The following is a 14,648-nucleotide window of genomic DNA, read 5'->3' on the forward strand; positions in this document are numbered from 1 at the left end:
GGGACCAGAGGTCCGGCGGTCGCTCCGGTCTACGCTGCGGCGCATGCACCGCATGCTCGCCGGTGATCTCGCCCGGCTCCCCGAACTGCTGCAGGCCGCTTGTGACATCGCCGCCCGGGAGGTGACGGGACTGGCCGAGCGACCGGTCGCCGCGCCCGGGCCGGTGCCCGGACGGGATCCTCTCCCGGAGGGGGGTACGGGCGGTGACGGCGCGCTCGCCCGGTTCGCCGAGCGGTGGGCGCCCGGCTTCTCCGGCTCCGCCGGTCCGCGCTACCTCGGCTTCGTCACCGGCGGTGCGACGCCCGCGGCCGTCGCCGGGGACTGGCTGACGTCCGCGTTCGACCAGAACCTGTCCGGGGCCGGCGGGTCCTGGGCGCAGGAGCTGGAGCGGGAGACGGTGGCGTGGCTGCGGGAGCTGTTCGGGCTGGGAGAGGCGCACAGCGGGGCGTTCGTGACGGGCGCGACCGTGTCGAACACGGTCGGTCTGGCGATCGGCCGGGAATGGGCCGGTGAACGGCTGGGCGTGGACGTGTCCCGGGCCGGCGCCGCCGCGCTGGGCCCGCTCGACGTGCTCTCGGGCAGCCCGCACTCCAGCGTCACGAAGGCGATGTCGGTGCTGGGCCTGGGCCGGGACCGGCTGTGCCGGGTGCCGCTGCTGCCCGGCAACCGGGAGGCCGTCGACGTGACCGCGCTGGAGGCGGCCCTGGCCGAGCGGGCGGGCCGGCCGGTGATCGTGGTCGCGAACGCGGGCACCGTGGACACCGTCGACTTCGACGATCTGCGGGCGATCGCGGCGCTGAAGGAGCGGTACGACTTCTGGCTGCACGTGGACGCGGCGTTCGGTGCCTTCGCGGCGCTCTCCCCGCAGCACGCCGCGCTGGTCGACGGGCTGGACGCGGCCGACTCGGTCTGCGTGGACCTGCACAAGTGGCTCAACGTCCCCTATGACGCGGCCGTCCAGTTCACCCGGCGACGCGATCTGCAGGTGGCGGTGTTCCACAACGCCTCCCCGTATCTGGGCCTGCCCGGGGACGAACCGGAGTTCCTGCATCTGACCCCGGAGAACTCGCGCCGGCTGCGGGCCCTGCCGGCCTGGTTCTCGCTGGTGGCGTACGGGCGGTCGGGACACCGGGAGATCGTGGAACGCAACGTGGCCCTGGCCCGCACGCTCGGCGCGGGCATCGACGGGCTGCCGGGCCTGCGCCTGCTGGCCCCGGTCCGGCTCAACGTCGTGTGCTTCACCCTCGCCGCGGATCCCTCGCCGGAGCGGGTGGCGGCGCTGGCCCGGGCGGTCGCCGCGTCCGGCGAGGCCTATCTGACCCCGACGGTGTACGGCGGGGTGCCCGGGCTGCGCGCGGCGTTCAGCAACTGGCGCACCACCGGGGCCGACACCGAGCGGGTGCTGCGGGTGCTGGCGGCGGCCTCAGGCTGAGCGCGGCCGGGACGGCGTACGCGGGCCGGTGAGGACGTGGTGCGGGCCCGGTGCCGGCGGCGGTCAGGAGCGTCGTACGGCCGTGTGGAAGCCGGTGTTGACGGCGGTGAGGCCGCCGTCGACCACGAGGGCGGTGCCGGTGATCCAGGCGGCGTCGCGGGAGGCGAGGAAGGCGACCGCGGCGGCGATGTCCTCCGGTTCGCCGACCCGGCCGAGCGGATACAGGGCGCGGACGGCGTCGAGGGCGTCCTCGCGCCCTTCCCACGCCGAGGTGCGGACCGTGCCCGGCACCACGAGGTTGACCCGGACGCCCCGGGCCGCCGCGTGCCCGGCGAGGGTGCGGGTGAGGGAGGCGAGGCCGGCTTTGGCCGCGCTGTAGGCGTGGTTGCCGAAGTCCTGCAGGCCGTTGACGGAGCCGATGCTCACGATCGCCCCGCGGCCGGAGGCGGCGAGGTGGGGCAGCGCGGCCCGGCAGCAGCGGTGGGCGCCGGTGAGGGTGACGTCGAGGTCGTGTGCCCAGGAGTCGTCGGGGTCCTCCTCGTAGCGCGGGACGTCCGGGGTGCAGTGGGCGGCGCAGTTGACGAGCACGTCGAGCGAGCCGAACGCGGTGACGGCTCGGGCGACGGCCGCCTCCACGGCGGTGCGGTCGGCCACGTCGCAGGCGAACGCCTCGGCGGTGCGGCCCTCCCCGCGCAGCGCGGCGGCGGTCCGCTCGGCCTTCGGCAGGTCCCGGTCGGTGACCAGCACCCGGCCGCCCTCCTCGGCGATGCGCCGGGCGACGGCCGCGCCGATGCCGCGGCCGCCGCCCGTGACGAGAACTCCGTGTCCCGCGAACCGTGTCGGATCAGTCATGGGCCGACGGTACGGCTCCCCGGGCCCGGTTTCACCGGTGCGGGGCCGGGTCCGCCGGGATCCGGTGACGTCCGGCACCGGTACCGCGCCCGGTTCTCACCGGTATCCGGTGACATCGGCCGGCTTGCCCGCGTCCTGCACCTCGACCAGGTACCGCCAGGCGTCCGGCCGGCTGCCGTCGAGGTCGGTGAAGCCGTACGCCCGCGCCAGGCCGCCGCTGGAGAGGGACTGCCCGTTGAACCGGGACACGTCCGGGTCGGCGGCCAGGGCGGCGACGGCCCGGCCGGTGAAGCGCGGGGTCTCGGAGATGGCGAAGTGGGGTTCGCGTTCCAGGGCGTCGCGCCAGTTGTCCTCGCGGACGCCGAACGCTTCGAGCATGATCTCCGAGCGCATCCAGCCCGGGGTCAGGGCCACGGCCGTCGCGCCGCGCCGGCCGAGTTCGTGGCCGAGGGCGAAGGCCATGCGCAGGACGGACGCCTTGGCGAGGTCGTAGAAGAAGTTCACGCGGTAGGTGTCGCGGTTGTAGTCGGCGGTGCCGTCGGTGACCTCCACGACCAGACCGCCGGGGTGGCGCAGCAGCAGCGGCAGCGCGTAGTGGCTGGTGACGGCGTGGGTCTCGACGGCCAGGCGGAGGAGCCGGAGCCCGTTGTCGAGGTCGTGCTCCCAGACGGGGGTGTCCCACGAGAACAGCTTCTCGCCGCCCCAGATGTCGTTGACGAGGACGTCGAGGCGGCCCTGCTCGTCCGCGACGCGGTCCACGAGGTCGCGTATGGCGGTCTTGTCCAGGTGGTCGGCGGGTACGGCGATGCCCTGCCCGCCGGCCGCGGTGACGAGGTCGGCGGTGTCCTCGACGGTCTCCGGGCGGTCGTACTCGGAGCGGTGGGCGCGGGTGCTGCGGCCGGTGACGTAGACGGTGGCGCCGGCCGCGCCGAGTTCCACGGCGATGCCGCGGCCCGCGCCCCGGGTCGCCCCGGCGACCAGCGCCACCTTGCCTTCCAGCGGTCCTGACATGTCCGGCCTCCGTGCGGTGCGATGGGTGCGATGTGCTGTCGTGCTCACTGTCACCGGGAAGCCGGACATCCTCTGTCGGTTTTCGCGGGGCGTTCCGTGGCTCAGTGGCCGCGGGCGATCCACTCCTCCAGGTGGGGTGCCTCGGCGCCGACGGTGGTGGCGTCCCCGTGCCCGGTGAGGACCTTGGTGTCCGCGGGGAGGGTGAGGAGGCGGTTGCGGACGGAGTCGATGATCGTCGGGAAGTGGGAGTAGGAGCGGCCGGTGGCGCCGGGGCCACCCTGGAAGAGGGTGTCGCCCGTGAACACGGTGCCGAGGCCGGGGTCGTACAGGCAGACGGCGCCCGGTGCGTGGCCGGGGGTGTGCAGGACGGTCAGGTCGGCACCGGCGGCCTCGATGACCTGGCCGTCGAGGAGGTGCCGGTCGGGGTCGCGGTGGGGGTGGGTCTGCTTCCACAGCGGCAGGTCGTCGGGGTGCAGCCAGATGGTGGCGCCGGTCAGGTCGGCGAGTTCGGGGGCGGCGTTGACGTGGTCGTTGTGGGCGTGGGTGCACACGATGGCGGTGAGGCGCCGGCCGGCGACGGCGCGGGCGATGGCCTCGGCGTCGTGGGCGGCGTCGATGACGATCACCTCTCGCTCGTCGCCGACGATCCACACGTTGTTCTCGACGTCCCAGGTGCCGCCGTCGAGGGTGAACTGCCCGGAGGTGACGAGGCGTTCGATGCGTACGGTCATCAGAACACCACCACCGAACGAAGTACGTCACCGTGGTGCATCCGCTCGAACGCCTGCTCCACCTCGTCGAGTCGGACGGTCTCGGTCACGAACGCGTCGAGGGGCAGGCGGCCTTGCAGATGGAGGTCGATCAGCATGGGGAAGTCACGGGTGGGCAGACAGTCGCCGTACCAGCTGGACTTCAGGGCGCCACCGCGGCCGAACACGTCCAGCAGGGGCAGTTCGAGCTTCATCTCGGGGGTGGGGACGCCGACGAGGACGACGGTGCCGGCGAGGTCGCGGGCGTAGAAGGCCTGACGGTACGTCTCCGGGCAGCCGACGGCCTCGATGACGACGTCGGCGCCGAAGCCGCGGGTCAGCTCGCGGATCGCCTCGACCGGGTCGCTCTCCTTGGAGTTGACCGTGTGGGTGGCGCCCAGCGTGCGGGCCTTGTCCAGCTTGCGGCCGTCGATGTCCACGGCGATGATCCTCGCCGCGCCGGCCAGGCTCGCCCCGGCGATCGCCGCGCCGCCGACTCCGCCGCAGCCGATGACGGCGACCGAGTCCCCGCGGCCCACACCCCCGGTGTTGATCGCGGCGCCGATACCGGCCATCACCCCGCAGCCGAGGAGGCCCGCGACCGCCGGGGAGACGGCCGGGTCGACCTTGGTGCACTGGCCGGCCGCGACGAGCGTCTTCTCGGCGAAGGCGCCGATCCCCAGCGCCGGGGACAGCTCCTGGCCGGTCGCGGCGAGGGTCATCCTCTGCCGCGCGTTGTGGGTGTCGAAGCAGTACCAGGGCCGGCCGCGCAGGCAGGCCCGGCACTGCCCGCACACCGCACGCCAGTTCAGGATCACGAAGTCACCGGGGGCGACGTCGGTGACGCCCTCGCCGACGGACTCCACGACACCGGCGGCCTCGTGGCCGAGCAGGAAGGGGAAGTCGTCCGAGATTCCACCCTGTTTGTAGTGCAGATCGGTGTGACAGACCCCGCAGGCCTGGACGCGTACGACGGCTTCGCCGGGTCCCGGGTCCGGCACCACGATCGTCTCGACCCGTACGGGCTCGTCCTTGCCCGGTGCGATCACGCCGCGCACTTCCTGCGCCATCGTCTGGTCCCTTCCTTCGGTTGCCTTCCGGGCCGACCCTACGCGCGACCGATCGGTAGCGGGACGGACCACGAGGGTGATCGTGGATCTTTCCGCCAGGGGACGCCGGCACCGTCCGCGGACAGCGGTGAGGGCCGCCCCCGGCCGGGGGCGGCCCTCACCTCGCGCGGTCTCGTCAGTGGATGGCGCCGACCAGGCCGAGCAGGGGCGCCGCGGGCGCGATGACCTGCTCCAGCTGGTTCAGCTGGTTCAGCTCACGGAGGTGCTTCAGCTCCCCCACCTGCTCGGAGACCCGCGGGACACGGTCCCGCTGCGGTGCGGGGATGTCACCGCCGGCGAGCGAGTCCAGCGTGGTCAGCACGCCGAGCTTCCCGACGAGCGGTGTGCCGGTGTCCGCCGCGTTCGCCTGCGGTGCGGCGAGACCGGCGATCCCGGCGGCCAGTCCGACGGCGGCGGCGATACGTCGTGTTGAGATCATGTCCTCAGCAACGGCGGCGGGCCCCCGCCGGACACGGGCGGCGGACCGCGCTCACCCGTGAGGCGGAGCGCGACGGCTGCGCTTGCCGTGGCCGCCGGGGCGGAGGAGCCTCGGAGAGGAGGCCCGTGCGGCCCGCTCCCGGTCGGGCCGCGGGCGCCTGAAGGAGGTCACGATGAGTACCACCACGGGGTCCGGTTTCGACACCGAGACACTGCGCCGGGCCATCGAGGGGAACACCGGCAACAACCTGCTGTCGCTCTACGCGGACGACGCGGAGATCCGCATCGTCGACCGCAACAACCAGCCCAGCCACCCGACGGTCCTGCACGGCCGGGGCCAGATCGCCGAGCTGCTGGACGACGTCTACAGCCGCGACATGACGCACAGGCTGGACCAGTGCGTCGTACAGGGCGACCATGCCGCCTACAGCGAGTCCTGCGAGTACGCGGACGGCACCCGGGTCCTCGCCGAGTCGATGGTCACCCTGCGGGACGGCAAGATCGCCGGCCAGCTCATCATCCAGGCCTGGGACGAGTAGGTCCGGGGCGGCCGGGACCGGCGCCGGCGGAAAGGGCAACACAGGTCCAGGTCGGCTGACCTGGACCTTCCCGGTGCGCGCCGGACCGGCTCGGTTACGCTGTCCTCGGGCCGTGACTGGCGCTGAGGTGGAGCACCACCGGGGAGCGGTCCGTGGTGGCTGCCGCGCGCCTGGGCGAGAGAACCGATCCAGCCCAGGAGTGTGCAGCATGACCCAGGCCCGTCTCATGGACGGCACCGCGCTCGCCCGCCGCACGGTCGAGGAGACCGCGCGGAAGGCCGCCGGCCTCACCGAGCGCACCGGCACCGCGCCCTGCCTCGCGACCGTGCTGGTCGGCGAGGACCCGGCCTCGGTGACGTACGTCCGCATGAAGCAGAACCGCTGCCGCAAGGCCGGCATCGAGTCCCGGCACGTGGCGCTGCCCGCGGCCACCACGACCACCGAACTCGTCGGTGTACTGCGGGAGTTGTCGGCCGACCCGGGGGTGCACGGAATCCTTCTGCAGCACCCGGTGGGCGACCACGTCGACGAACGCGCCGCGTTCGAGGCGATCGCGCCGGAGAAGGACGTGGACGGCGTCACCTTCGCCTCGTTCGCCACGATGAGCTTCGGGCTGCCGGGCTTCGTCTCCTGCACGCCGGGGGGCATCCTGCGGCTGCTGGACGAGTACGGCGTCGACCCGTCGGGGAAGCGGGCCGTGGTGGTGGGCCGCAGCGCGATCCTCGGCAAGCCGGTGGGCATGCTGCTGCTGGCCCGGGACGCGACCGTGACGTACTGCCACTCGCGCACCCGGGACCTGTCGGCGGCGGTCCGCGAGGCGGACATCGTCGTGGCCGCGGTCGGCCGGCCGCGGCTGATCCGCGGGCAGGACGTCAAGCCGGGCGCGGTCGTGGTCGACGCGGGCTACAACCCGGGCAACGTCGGCGACGTCGACTTCGACTCGGCAGTGGAACGGGCCTCGCTGATCACCCCGGTGCCGGGCGGGGTCGGTCCGATGACCATCGCCACGCTGCTGGAGCAGACCGTGGAGGCCGCCGCCCGGCAACTCGGGGCCTGAGCGGAGCGGGGCCGCGGGGCGCGGGGGCATGAGGGGAGCGGGCCGCGAGGCGCGAGGAGGCGTGAGCGGAGCGGGCCGCGAGGCGCGAGGAGGCGTGAGAGCGCCGGGGGCAGCGCCTCCAGGCGCTCCACCCCACGACGCCCCGCGCCCGCACCCGTACTCCGGGGCGGTTCGCGTGCAGGTCGTCTCCTAGCCCGACGAGTGCTCGATGTGGGCGGACACCGCCCTCGTCGCGGGGCGGGGGCGTCGGGCGGGCTCGGCGCTGCCGGGCGGACGGGCGACGGAGCCGGGGGCGCAGGCCTCGGGCGGGCTCGGCACTCCCGGACGGCCTGCCGGGCAGGCGGCGCTATCGCCATCGCGGGACTCGGGTGAGCTCGGCGCGGCCTCCCGGGCGGACGGGCGGAGAGGCAGCGCGATCGCCATCGCGGGCCTCGGACGGACTCGGCACTGCCGGATGGGCGGGCGACGGGGGCGCGGGCCTCGGGCGGGCTCGGCACTCCCGGACGGCCTGCCGGAGAGGCGGCGCTATCGCCATCACGGGACTCGGGCGGACTCGGCGCGGCCTCCCGGGCGGACGGGCGGAGAGGCAGCGCGATCGCCATCGCGGGCCTCGGACGGACTCGGCACTGCCGGACGGGCGGGCGACGGAGCCGGGGGCGCAGGCCTCGGGCGGGCTCGGCACTCCCGGACGGCCTGCCGGAGAGGCAGCGCGATCGCCATCGCGGGCCTCGGACGGACTCGGCACTGCCGGACGGGCGGGCGACGGGGCCGGGGGCGCGGGCCCCGGGCGGGCTCGGCGCGGGCGGCGGGGCCGGGGGGCGCGGGCGTCGCGGTGGTCCTGGTGGCGGTGGCCGCCGCCCGAGGGTGGGCCGTCAGGTCGGGGCCCCTTCTGGTCGGCGGCGCCGGTGCGGGTCCGCGGCACCCGGGAAGTGCCCTTCCCGGTAGGGGCGTTGTACGCGTCCAGGACACAGCCCGGCGTGGAACGGCCATACTGGCCGTCGTGCGCGTTGCCATCATGACGGCGGGATCCCGGGGTGACGCCGCCCCCTACACCGGTCTCGGACACCGGCTCGTCCGGGCCGGGCACGAGGTCACCCTGGTCACACACGGCCGCTTCGCACCGCTGGTGGCCGGGTCGGGGGTGCGGTTCCACGCGCTGCCGGTGGATCCGCGGGCGGAGCTGGAGTCCCCGCGCGGCCGGGGCCTGCACCGCAGCACGAGCGGCGCCGGGAAGCTGCTGCGCGTGGTGGGCCTGGCGCGGCGCCTGGCGGGACGCCTGACCGAGGACCTGGTCGTCGCGGCGCGGGACAGCGACGTCCTGCTGCTGTCCGCCTCCCTGGCCCCGCTCGGGCACACGATCGCCGAGGGGTTGCGGCTGCCAAGCCTCGGCGTGTATCTCCAACCCCTCGCCGCCACCCGCGAATTCGCCCCCGCGATGCTCGGCGTCGGCTCCTGGGGCGGGCCGGTCAACCGGCTCGCCGGGCAGGGGGTGGGCCTCGCCGTGGAGCACGTCTTCGCCGGTGCCGTCCCGGCCCTGCGCGAGCGGCTCGCCCTTCCCCCGCTGCGGACCGGTGCGGCGCAGCGCGCGCGGGAGCGGCGGAACTGGCCGGTGCACCACGGTTTCAGCCCGCTGGTGGTGCCCCGGCCCCGGGACTGGCGGGCGGGTCTGGAGGTGGGAGGTTACTGGTGGCCGTACGACGGTGAACAACAACTCCCCGCGAGGGTAAGGGAGTTTCTCGACGCCGGGCCGCCGCCGGTGTTCGTCGGGCTGGGCAGCGCCACCGTGCCGGATGCCGGGCGGCTCAGCGCGCGGGTGGTGGCGGCGCTGCGCCGCGCCGGGCTGCGCGGGGTGATCCAGCGCGGCTGGGGCGGGCTGGCGGCGGACGGGGACGACATGCTGACCATCGGCGAGGTGCCGCACTCGCTGCTGTTCCCGGAGATGGCCGCCGTGGTCCACCACGCGGGCGCGGGCACCACGGCGGCCGGGCTGCGCGCCGGGGTGCCGGCCGTGCCGGTGCCGGTCCAGTTCGACGCGGGTTTCTGGTCCGCCCGGCTGGTCGCGCTGGGGGTCGCCCCCGCCGTCGTACCGCTGCGCCGCCTGAGCGTGGACGCGCTGGCCGCGGCGCTGGTGCGGGCCACCCGGGACCCGGCGTACCGGCGGCGCGCCCGCGCCCTGGGCGCGCGGGTCCGGGCCGAGGACGGCGCCGGGCCGGTACTGGCCGCGCTGGACCGGCTGGGCGGCTGAGGCGGCCCCGGCGGGTCAGCCGGCGGTGAGCACCATCCGGAACCGGGCGGCGCCGGCCAGCATCTTGTCGTACGCCTCCCCGGCCTGCTCCAGCGGAACCGTCTCGGTCATCGGGCGGATGCCGTGCAGGGCGCTGAAGGCCATGGTGTCCTCGATGTCCCGCGAGGTGCCGGAGGCGTGCCCGCGGACCACGCGGCTGCCCAGGATCACCTGGAACGGACTGATACCGAGGGGCTCGGCGTCCGCTCCGATGACCACCAGCTCCCCGCGGGGGGCGAGGCCGTCCACGGTCGCCGAGATGGCCTCGGAGTTCCCGGCGGTGGCCAGCACGGCCTTGGCGCCGCCGAGGGACTGCAGGGCCTCGGCGACCGGGGTCCCGGACGTGCTGTCCACGTAGTGGTGCGCGCCGAGCTGCTTGGCGAAGTCCGCCTTCTCCGCGCCCCGGGCGATCGCCACGGTCTCGAAGCCCATGGCCGCCGCGTACTGGACGCCGAGGTGGCCGAGGCCGCCGAGACCGAGGACCGCGACCAGGTCCCCGGGCCGGGCCGGGCTGTGCCTCAGCCCGTTGTACGTGGTCACGCCCGCACAGGCCATGGGGCCCGCGTCGGTAGCGGCCACCGCGTCGGGAACGCGGGCCAGGGCGTCGACGGGCGCGATCACCTTGTCGGCGAAGCCCCCGTCGTAGGCCCAGCCGGGCACTTTGAGGGTGGTGCAGTCGATGAAGTCGCCCTGGCGGCACGGCACGCAGTGGCCGCAGCTGCCGCCGAACCAGCCGACCGCCACCCGGTCGCCCGCCTGGTAGCCCCACTCCTGGACGCCCTCGCCCAGCTCCTCCACGCGTCCGGCGATCTCGTGCCCGGGAACCACGGGGAAGGTGACGCCGGGTACCGCGGCGTTGACGAACATGGCGTCACTGTGGCAGATCCCGCACGCCTCCACGGCGATCCGCACATGGCCGGGCCCCGGCCGCGGCACCTCGCGCTCGACCAGCTCGAACGCGCCGCCCGGCGCGGTGACCTGCGCGACTCGATAGGTACTCATGCTTCTCTCCGGAGTACGGGTACGACGGTCCCCCGCACCAGCAGACCAGCTCCGGCCCGATCGCGCGCGCCGAGCCCGGCCCGATCGCGCGCGCCGAGCCCGGCCGGGCGGCCCGCGCCGACCTGGCCGGCCACGGCAGCGCGGGCCGGGCGTCAGGGGTGCGCGGGGTGCCAGTCGCCGGGCCGGAGCATGCCCAGCAGCAGCCGGACCAGCTCGTCCACGACCTCGTCGAGCGTGGCGTCCACCCAGCCGGCCGTCCAGTCGTGCAGCAGACCGTTGACGCTGCCGATGAAGGCCGTGGCCGCGAGGCGGTAGTCGCGCGGCGCCGCCTCGCCGCGGGCCACGGCGGCGTCCGCCTCGGCACGGATCAGGTCGACCCAGCGGGCGCGGCGGGCCAGGCGCTGTTCCTCCAGGCGCGGACTGACCCCGATGATCTCCACGAACGCGATGCGGATGCGGCGCGGGTCGCTGGTGATGCCGTGGGCGTAGGCCCGGAAGAGCACGGCGGCGCGCTCGGCCAGCGGCAGGCCCCCGGCGGTGGCGAGGGCGTCCAGGACGGCCTGTTCGGCCCGGCCGTTCACCTCCAGGTGCAGGGCGGCGAGGACGTCCTCCAGGGTGCGGAACTCCTCGTAGAACTGGCGCGTGGACAGGCCCGCCGCCTGGCTCAGCGCGGCCACGGTGGTGCCCCGGTAGCCGGGCGTGTCGCCGAACAGGCGCAGGGCGGCGTCGAGGAAGCGGCGGCGGCGCTCGGCCTGCCGTTCCTCGGCGGACCGTCCGCCGTAGCGTCCCGTCGGCGCTCTGAGCCTGCCCCCCACGCGTCCCCCTCCGTCGTCTCACCGATCACCCCAATCTTGTCGTGCACACATCTTGTCGAGAAGGCGCCCCCCTCCTTACTTTTCAGTAAGTTCACTGTGAAGCCACCCGTGTTCAGATTCCCCCCGAGGAAAGAGAGCCGTCATGGCTGCCTCCAGAACCAGACACCTGTGCTCCGTGGCCGCCGCCCTCGTCCTGACCGCCGCGGCCCCGGCGACCGCCGCCTCCGCAAGCGCAGCCGCTCCGGACGGGCTGCGCGAGGTGCTGTTCGTCGGCAACAACTGGGACGGCACCGCCGATGTGATCCGCTCCTCCGGCGACTTCGCGAAGATCGGCCGGATCGACGTCGTCCCGGACAAGGACGCGCGGATGGCGGAGATCAACGCGGATCCGATCAGGTGGATCTACTTCCAGGCGATACGCAACAGCGTCGGCGAGGGCCACGACCAGTTCGCCGACGACATGTACTCGACTCCGGACGGCCGGTCGGTGGTGGTATCCCGGCCGAGCTTCGCGGACGTCGTCTCCATCGACCTGGCCAGCGGAAAGGTCAACTGGCGCTTCCCGGTCGCCGGTTACCGCGCCGACCACATGGCGGTCTCCCCGGACGGCACCCGGGTGGCGGTCTCCGCCTCGACCGCGAACACCGTCCACGTCCTCGACATCGGCACCGGGAGGCAACTCGGGTCGTTCAAGACCGGCGACAAGCCGCACGAGAACATCTTCACCAAGGACGGCAGGTACATCTGGAACATGTCGATCGGTGACGTCAACACCGCGCTGGACGACCCCGGCTGGGACTGGACGAAGGGCGACCGGCGCATCACGGTCGTGGACGCGAGGACGTACCAGCAGGTCAAGACCGTCGACATGCGGCAGCGGCTGGACGCGTACGGACTGAAGGACTTCTCCGACGCGGTCCGCCCGGCCGTGTTCTCCCCCGACGAGTCCAAGCTGTACTTCCAGGTGTCGTTCTTCAACGGCTTCCTCGAGTACGACGTCGCCGCCGACAAGATCACCCGGATGAAGACGCTGCCGAAGAACCCGGCGACCAGCGAGGACCGCACCACCTGGGTCAACGACTCGCGCCACCACGGCATCTCGATGAACCCCGAGGGCACCAAGCTGTGCGTGGCGGGCACCATGGACGACTACGCCACCGTGGTCGACCGGACGACGCTCCAGGAGGGGCCGCTGGTCACGGCGTCCAAGCCGTACTGGGCGACGGTCAGCGGGGACGGCAAGGACTGCATCGTCTCGGAGAGCGGCGCCGACCAGGTGACGGCGATCGACTTCGCCACCGGCAGGAAGGTGGCGTCGGTCCCGGTCGGCGACCATCCGCAGCGCGTCCGGCTGGGGCACGTCCCGTCCGACTGGACGGGTCCGAGCGGCGGTTGACCCCCGTCGAACCGTGGCCTCCGGGGTGCCCCCACTCGTTCCGGAGGCCACACCCGTGCCGTCAGAACCGCGCCGCCGCCCATCCGGCCAGCTCCGCCTTCGCCGCGCTCAGCAGCTCCGCCGGGGGTGCCGCGGTGCCGTTGGTGACCAGGGCGTAGTGCAGGACGCCGGAGTCCGCGTCGGTGAGCAGCAGCCGCCGGCTCCCCGTACCGCCCGGTTCCCCGGCCACGGCGACCGGGGTGGCGGAGGCGTACGCGGGCGGGGCGTGGACGGCGCCGAGGTCGGAGACGACCGTGGTCGCGGCGGCCGGGAAGGACGCCGGCAGATGCAGTTCGGTGGGTGCCGTGCCGTCGCCGGAGCGCCACACCAGCAGCCCGTACTGCCCCGGGCCCACGAGCTTGGCCACGTTCGGCAGGGACGCCGGCACCGGGTTCCAGGTGAGGGTGGTGGAACCGTCCCGGGAGCGGTCCTCGTAGGTGAAGGCGAGGGCCGTGCCGGCCGTGGCGCTCGGGTAGAGGCGGTCCAGGAGGCGGGCGTCCTGGCGCAGGGCGGCGCTCCCGGAGTCGTTCAGCCGCACCGCCGAGAGGTCCTCGTCGTTCCAGGCGTCCCCGGCGGTGAGCGCCTTGCCGGGGTTGCCGTTCATCAGCTCGTGGTGCCGGCCGTTGTAGAGGTCCCACTGCCACTGGGTGCCGGACAGCACCGGGCCGGAGGCGGCCGGCGCGGTCCACCAGCCGGCCCCCTTCAGGCGGGAGTCGAGGGCCTGGTACATGGCCTTCAGGACGGTCGGCGCCTTGTCGGACACCGTGCCGGACAGGGGGTGGCCGAACTCGCTGACGAGGGCCGCGGTGCCGGCGGCCGCGGCGCGGTCGCGGACGGTGGCGAAGTCGGCGGCGTACTGGCCGTCGGCCGCCTTGCCCCACATCAGGATGCCGGAGATGGCCTTCTGGTCGTAGAAGTGGGTGTTGAACACGTAGTCCGGGCCCAGCGTGCCCGCGTCCAGCAGGCCGCCTTCCTGCTTCTGCGGGGCGAGGTTGGCGTTCCAGAAGAGGTTCGGCTCGACGAGGGCGGGCTTGTCCTGCCAGCCGGCGGCGTCCATGCGGGCGCGGAACCTGACGTAGAAGGGCCAGAGCAGATCCTGCTCCCAGGTGCGCGAGGTCTGCCCGGAGTCGTAGCTGCCGGCGTACGGCTCGTTGTACGGGTCGAAGCCGGCGATGCCCGCGAACTCGGCGTCGCTCAGGTGCCGGCGCAGGTGGGCCATGGTGGCCTGGGCGGTGGCGAGGAAGGCGTCCTGCACCCCGTGGGCGTTGTGCCAGAAGTCGTACTGGGCCTTCCGCACGGCCCCGTTCTGCGTGATGTTCTGACCCCAGAAGAGACAGATGCCGCAGGACTCCTTCGGGTAGCCGCCGGCGTCGACGGCCCACTCGGGGGCGCCGTCACCGGTGTACCAGCTGCCGGTGTCGAACAGGTGCCGGGAGAAGAGGTCCTGGTGGAAGTCGGGCTGGACCCGGATGCCCGCGTCCAGGAAGGCGCGTATCTGTTCGGTCGCGGCGGCCAGGTAGGCGGTGTCCACCTGGCCGCGTACCGGCTCGGCGTGGGCCCAGGACAGCAGGAAGCGGACCGCGTTGCCGCCGCCGAGGGCGCGCAGCGCGGCCGCGGACTTCCGGGCGTCGGCGACCGAGGCGAAAGGCAGGCCGCCGTTCTCCTCCAGTTTGGTCTCGCCCGAGACGTTGTAGCCGCGCAGCACGATCTCGCGGCCCTGGCCGTCGGTGAACCGGCCGTCCCGCACGGTCAGCGGGGCGCCGTCGAACCAGAGGGAGTCGGCGGGGGTGCCGGTGGCGCCGGTGGCGGGCGGGGCGCCCGCCACCGTCAGGGATCCGCCGAGGACGACCAGGACGGCCAGCAGACGCACGCGGAAATTCGGCATGTTCACCACAGTCGGATGCCGTTCCGGAAGCGTCAAGAGG

General features: G+C 74.0%; 13 protein-coding genes and 1 riboswitch. Of the genes, 5 read left to right on the forward strand and 8 right to left on the reverse strand.

Annotation, left to right across the window (positions count from 1 at the left end):
• The first annotated feature begins 43 nt into the window (after positions 1 to 43).
• The gene (locus ACZ4VF_RS00970) at positions 44 to 1,432 is read left to right on the forward strand and encodes a pyridoxal phosphate-dependent decarboxylase family protein (RefSeq protein ID WP_467922332.1); all 1,389 of its coding nucleotides are present in this window, start codon (positions 44 to 46) and stop codon (positions 1,430 to 1,432) included.
• A 63-nt stretch (positions 1,433 to 1,495) separates the two neighbouring features.
• Here the strand turns inward: ACZ4VF_RS00970 and ACZ4VF_RS00975 are convergent, their stop codons facing one another.
• The 5 genes from ACZ4VF_RS00975 to ACZ4VF_RS00995 all read right to left on the reverse strand — a co-directional run bounded on the left by ACZ4VF_RS00975 (position 1,496) and on the right by ACZ4VF_RS00995 (position 5,592).
• Entirely contained in the window at positions 1,496 to 2,284 is a 789-nt protein-coding gene (locus ACZ4VF_RS00975; RefSeq protein WP_467922333.1) for an SDR family NAD(P)-dependent oxidoreductase, read from the reverse strand.
• A 96-nt stretch (positions 2,285 to 2,380) separates the two neighbouring features.
• Positions 2,381 to 3,295, reverse strand: a complete 915-nt coding sequence (locus tag ACZ4VF_RS00980) for an SDR family oxidoreductase (RefSeq protein WP_467922335.1) — start codon at positions 3,293 to 3,295, stop codon at positions 2,381 to 2,383.
• A 101-nt stretch (positions 3,296 to 3,396) separates the two neighbouring features.
• The gene (locus tag ACZ4VF_RS00985; RefSeq protein ID WP_467922336.1) at positions 3,397 to 4,026 is read right to left on the reverse strand and encodes an MBL fold metallo-hydrolase; all 630 of its coding nucleotides are present in this window, start codon (positions 4,024 to 4,026) and stop codon (positions 3,397 to 3,399) included.
• A complete protein-coding gene (locus ACZ4VF_RS00990) occupies positions 4,026 to 5,114 on the reverse strand; it encodes an S-(hydroxymethyl)mycothiol dehydrogenase (protein ID WP_467922337.1) in 1,089 nt (362 codons plus the stop codon). The genes ACZ4VF_RS00985 and ACZ4VF_RS00990 overlap by 1 nt, the downstream gene beginning before the upstream one ends.
• Before the next feature lie 175 nt (positions 5,115 to 5,289).
• Entirely contained in the window at positions 5,290 to 5,592 is a 303-nt protein-coding gene (locus tag ACZ4VF_RS00995; protein WP_467922338.1) for a hypothetical protein, read from the reverse strand.
• Between the two features lie 172 nt (positions 5,593 to 5,764).
• Here ACZ4VF_RS00995 and ACZ4VF_RS01000 point away from each other — a divergent pair, with 172 nt between their 5' ends.
• The 3 genes from ACZ4VF_RS01000 (at position 5,765) to ACZ4VF_RS01010 (ending at position 9,432) form a co-directional block, all read left to right on the forward strand.
• Positions 5,765 to 6,130, forward strand: a complete 366-nt coding sequence (locus tag ACZ4VF_RS01000) for a nuclear transport factor 2 family protein (RefSeq protein WP_467922339.1) — start codon at positions 5,765 to 5,767, stop codon at positions 6,128 to 6,130.
• A gap of 102 nt (positions 6,131 to 6,232) precedes the next feature.
• Positions 6,233 to 6,313, forward strand: a riboswitch (ZMP/ZTP riboswitch).
• A 25-nt stretch (positions 6,314 to 6,338) separates the two neighbouring features.
• Entirely contained in the window at positions 6,339 to 7,187 is an 849-nt protein-coding gene (locus tag ACZ4VF_RS01005) for a bifunctional 5,10-methylenetetrahydrofolate dehydrogenase/5,10-methenyltetrahydrofolate cyclohydrolase (RefSeq protein ID WP_467922340.1), read from the forward strand.
• A gap of 1,015 nt (positions 7,188 to 8,202) precedes the next feature.
• Positions 8,203 to 9,432, forward strand: a complete 1,230-nt coding sequence (locus tag ACZ4VF_RS01010; protein WP_467923734.1) for a glycosyltransferase — start codon at positions 8,203 to 8,205, stop codon at positions 9,430 to 9,432.
• 15 nt (positions 9,433 to 9,447) lie between these two features.
• On the opposite strand, the gene ACZ4VF_RS01015 is transcribed toward ACZ4VF_RS01010, so the two are convergent.
• Both ACZ4VF_RS01015 and ACZ4VF_RS01020 read right to left on the reverse strand, forming a co-directional pair.
• Positions 9,448 to 10,473 (reverse strand): alcohol dehydrogenase, encoded by a 1,026-nt coding sequence (locus tag ACZ4VF_RS01015; protein WP_467922341.1) that lies wholly within the window; start codon positions 10,471 to 10,473, stop codon positions 9,448 to 9,450.
• Between the two features lie 152 nt (positions 10,474 to 10,625).
• Positions 10,626 to 11,288, reverse strand: coding sequence for a TetR/AcrR family transcriptional regulator (locus ACZ4VF_RS01020; protein WP_467922342.1), 663 nt, complete (start codon positions 11,286 to 11,288; stop codon positions 10,626 to 10,628).
• A 142-nt stretch (positions 11,289 to 11,430) separates the two neighbouring features.
• Between ACZ4VF_RS01020 and ACZ4VF_RS01025 the strand changes: the two genes are divergently transcribed.
• Positions 11,431 to 12,684: a YncE family protein gene (locus ACZ4VF_RS01025; protein ID WP_467922343.1), complete on the forward strand. Its 1,254-nt coding sequence runs from the start codon at positions 11,431 to 11,433 to the stop codon at positions 12,682 to 12,684.
• 61 nt (positions 12,685 to 12,745) lie between these two features.
• On the opposite strand, the gene ACZ4VF_RS01030 is transcribed toward ACZ4VF_RS01025, so the two are convergent.
• On the reverse strand, positions 12,746 to 14,608 hold the full coding sequence (locus ACZ4VF_RS01030) for an endoglycosylceramidase (RefSeq protein WP_467922344.1): 1,863 nt from the start codon (positions 14,606 to 14,608) through the stop codon (positions 12,746 to 12,748).
• Positions 14,609 to 14,648: the final 40 nt, after the last annotated feature.

This window comes from Streptomyces sp. NPDC029151, from assembly GCF_055564315.1.

What these genes read in the sequence shown, in the direction of transcription:
- ACZ4VF_RS00990 (WP_467922337.1), bottom strand. Translation starts at nt 5,114, where the DNA reads ATGGCGCAGGAAGTGCGCGGCGTGATCGCACCGGGCAAGGACGAGCCC.
- ACZ4VF_RS01025 (WP_467922343.1), top strand. Translation starts at nt 11,431, where the DNA reads ATGGCTGCCTCCAGAACCAGACACCTGTGCTCCGTGGCCGCCGCCCTC.
- ACZ4VF_RS00985 (WP_467922336.1), bottom strand. Translation starts at nt 4,026, where the DNA reads ATGACCGTACGCATCGAACGCCTCGTCACCTCCGGGCAGTTCACCCTC.
- ACZ4VF_RS00970 (WP_467922332.1), top strand. Translation starts at nt 44, where the DNA reads ATGCACCGCATGCTCGCCGGTGATCTCGCCCGGCTCCCCGAACTGCTG.
- ACZ4VF_RS01030 (WP_467922344.1), bottom strand. Translation starts at nt 14,608, where the DNA reads ATGCCGAATTTCCGCGTGCGTCTGCTGGCCGTCCTGGTCGTCCTCGGC.
- ACZ4VF_RS01000 (WP_467922339.1), top strand. Translation starts at nt 5,765, where the DNA reads ATGAGTACCACCACGGGGTCCGGTTTCGACACCGAGACACTGCGCCGG.
- ACZ4VF_RS00980 (WP_467922335.1), bottom strand. Translation starts at nt 3,295, where the DNA reads ATGTCAGGACCGCTGGAAGGCAAGGTGGCGCTGGTCGCCGGGGCGACC.
- ACZ4VF_RS00995 (WP_467922338.1), bottom strand. Translation starts at nt 5,592, where the DNA reads ATGATCTCAACACGACGTATCGCCGCCGCCGTCGGACTGGCCGCCGGG.
- ACZ4VF_RS01010 (WP_467923734.1), top strand. Translation starts at nt 8,203, where the DNA reads ATGACGGCGGGATCCCGGGGTGACGCCGCCCCCTACACCGGTCTCGGA.
- ACZ4VF_RS01005 (WP_467922340.1), top strand. Translation starts at nt 6,339, where the DNA reads ATGACCCAGGCCCGTCTCATGGACGGCACCGCGCTCGCCCGCCGCACG.
- ACZ4VF_RS01015 (WP_467922341.1), bottom strand. Translation starts at nt 10,473, where the DNA reads ATGAGTACCTATCGAGTCGCGCAGGTCACCGCGCCGGGCGGCGCGTTC.
- ACZ4VF_RS00975 (WP_467922333.1), bottom strand. Translation starts at nt 2,284, where the DNA reads ATGACTGATCCGACACGGTTCGCGGGACACGGAGTTCTCGTCACGGGC.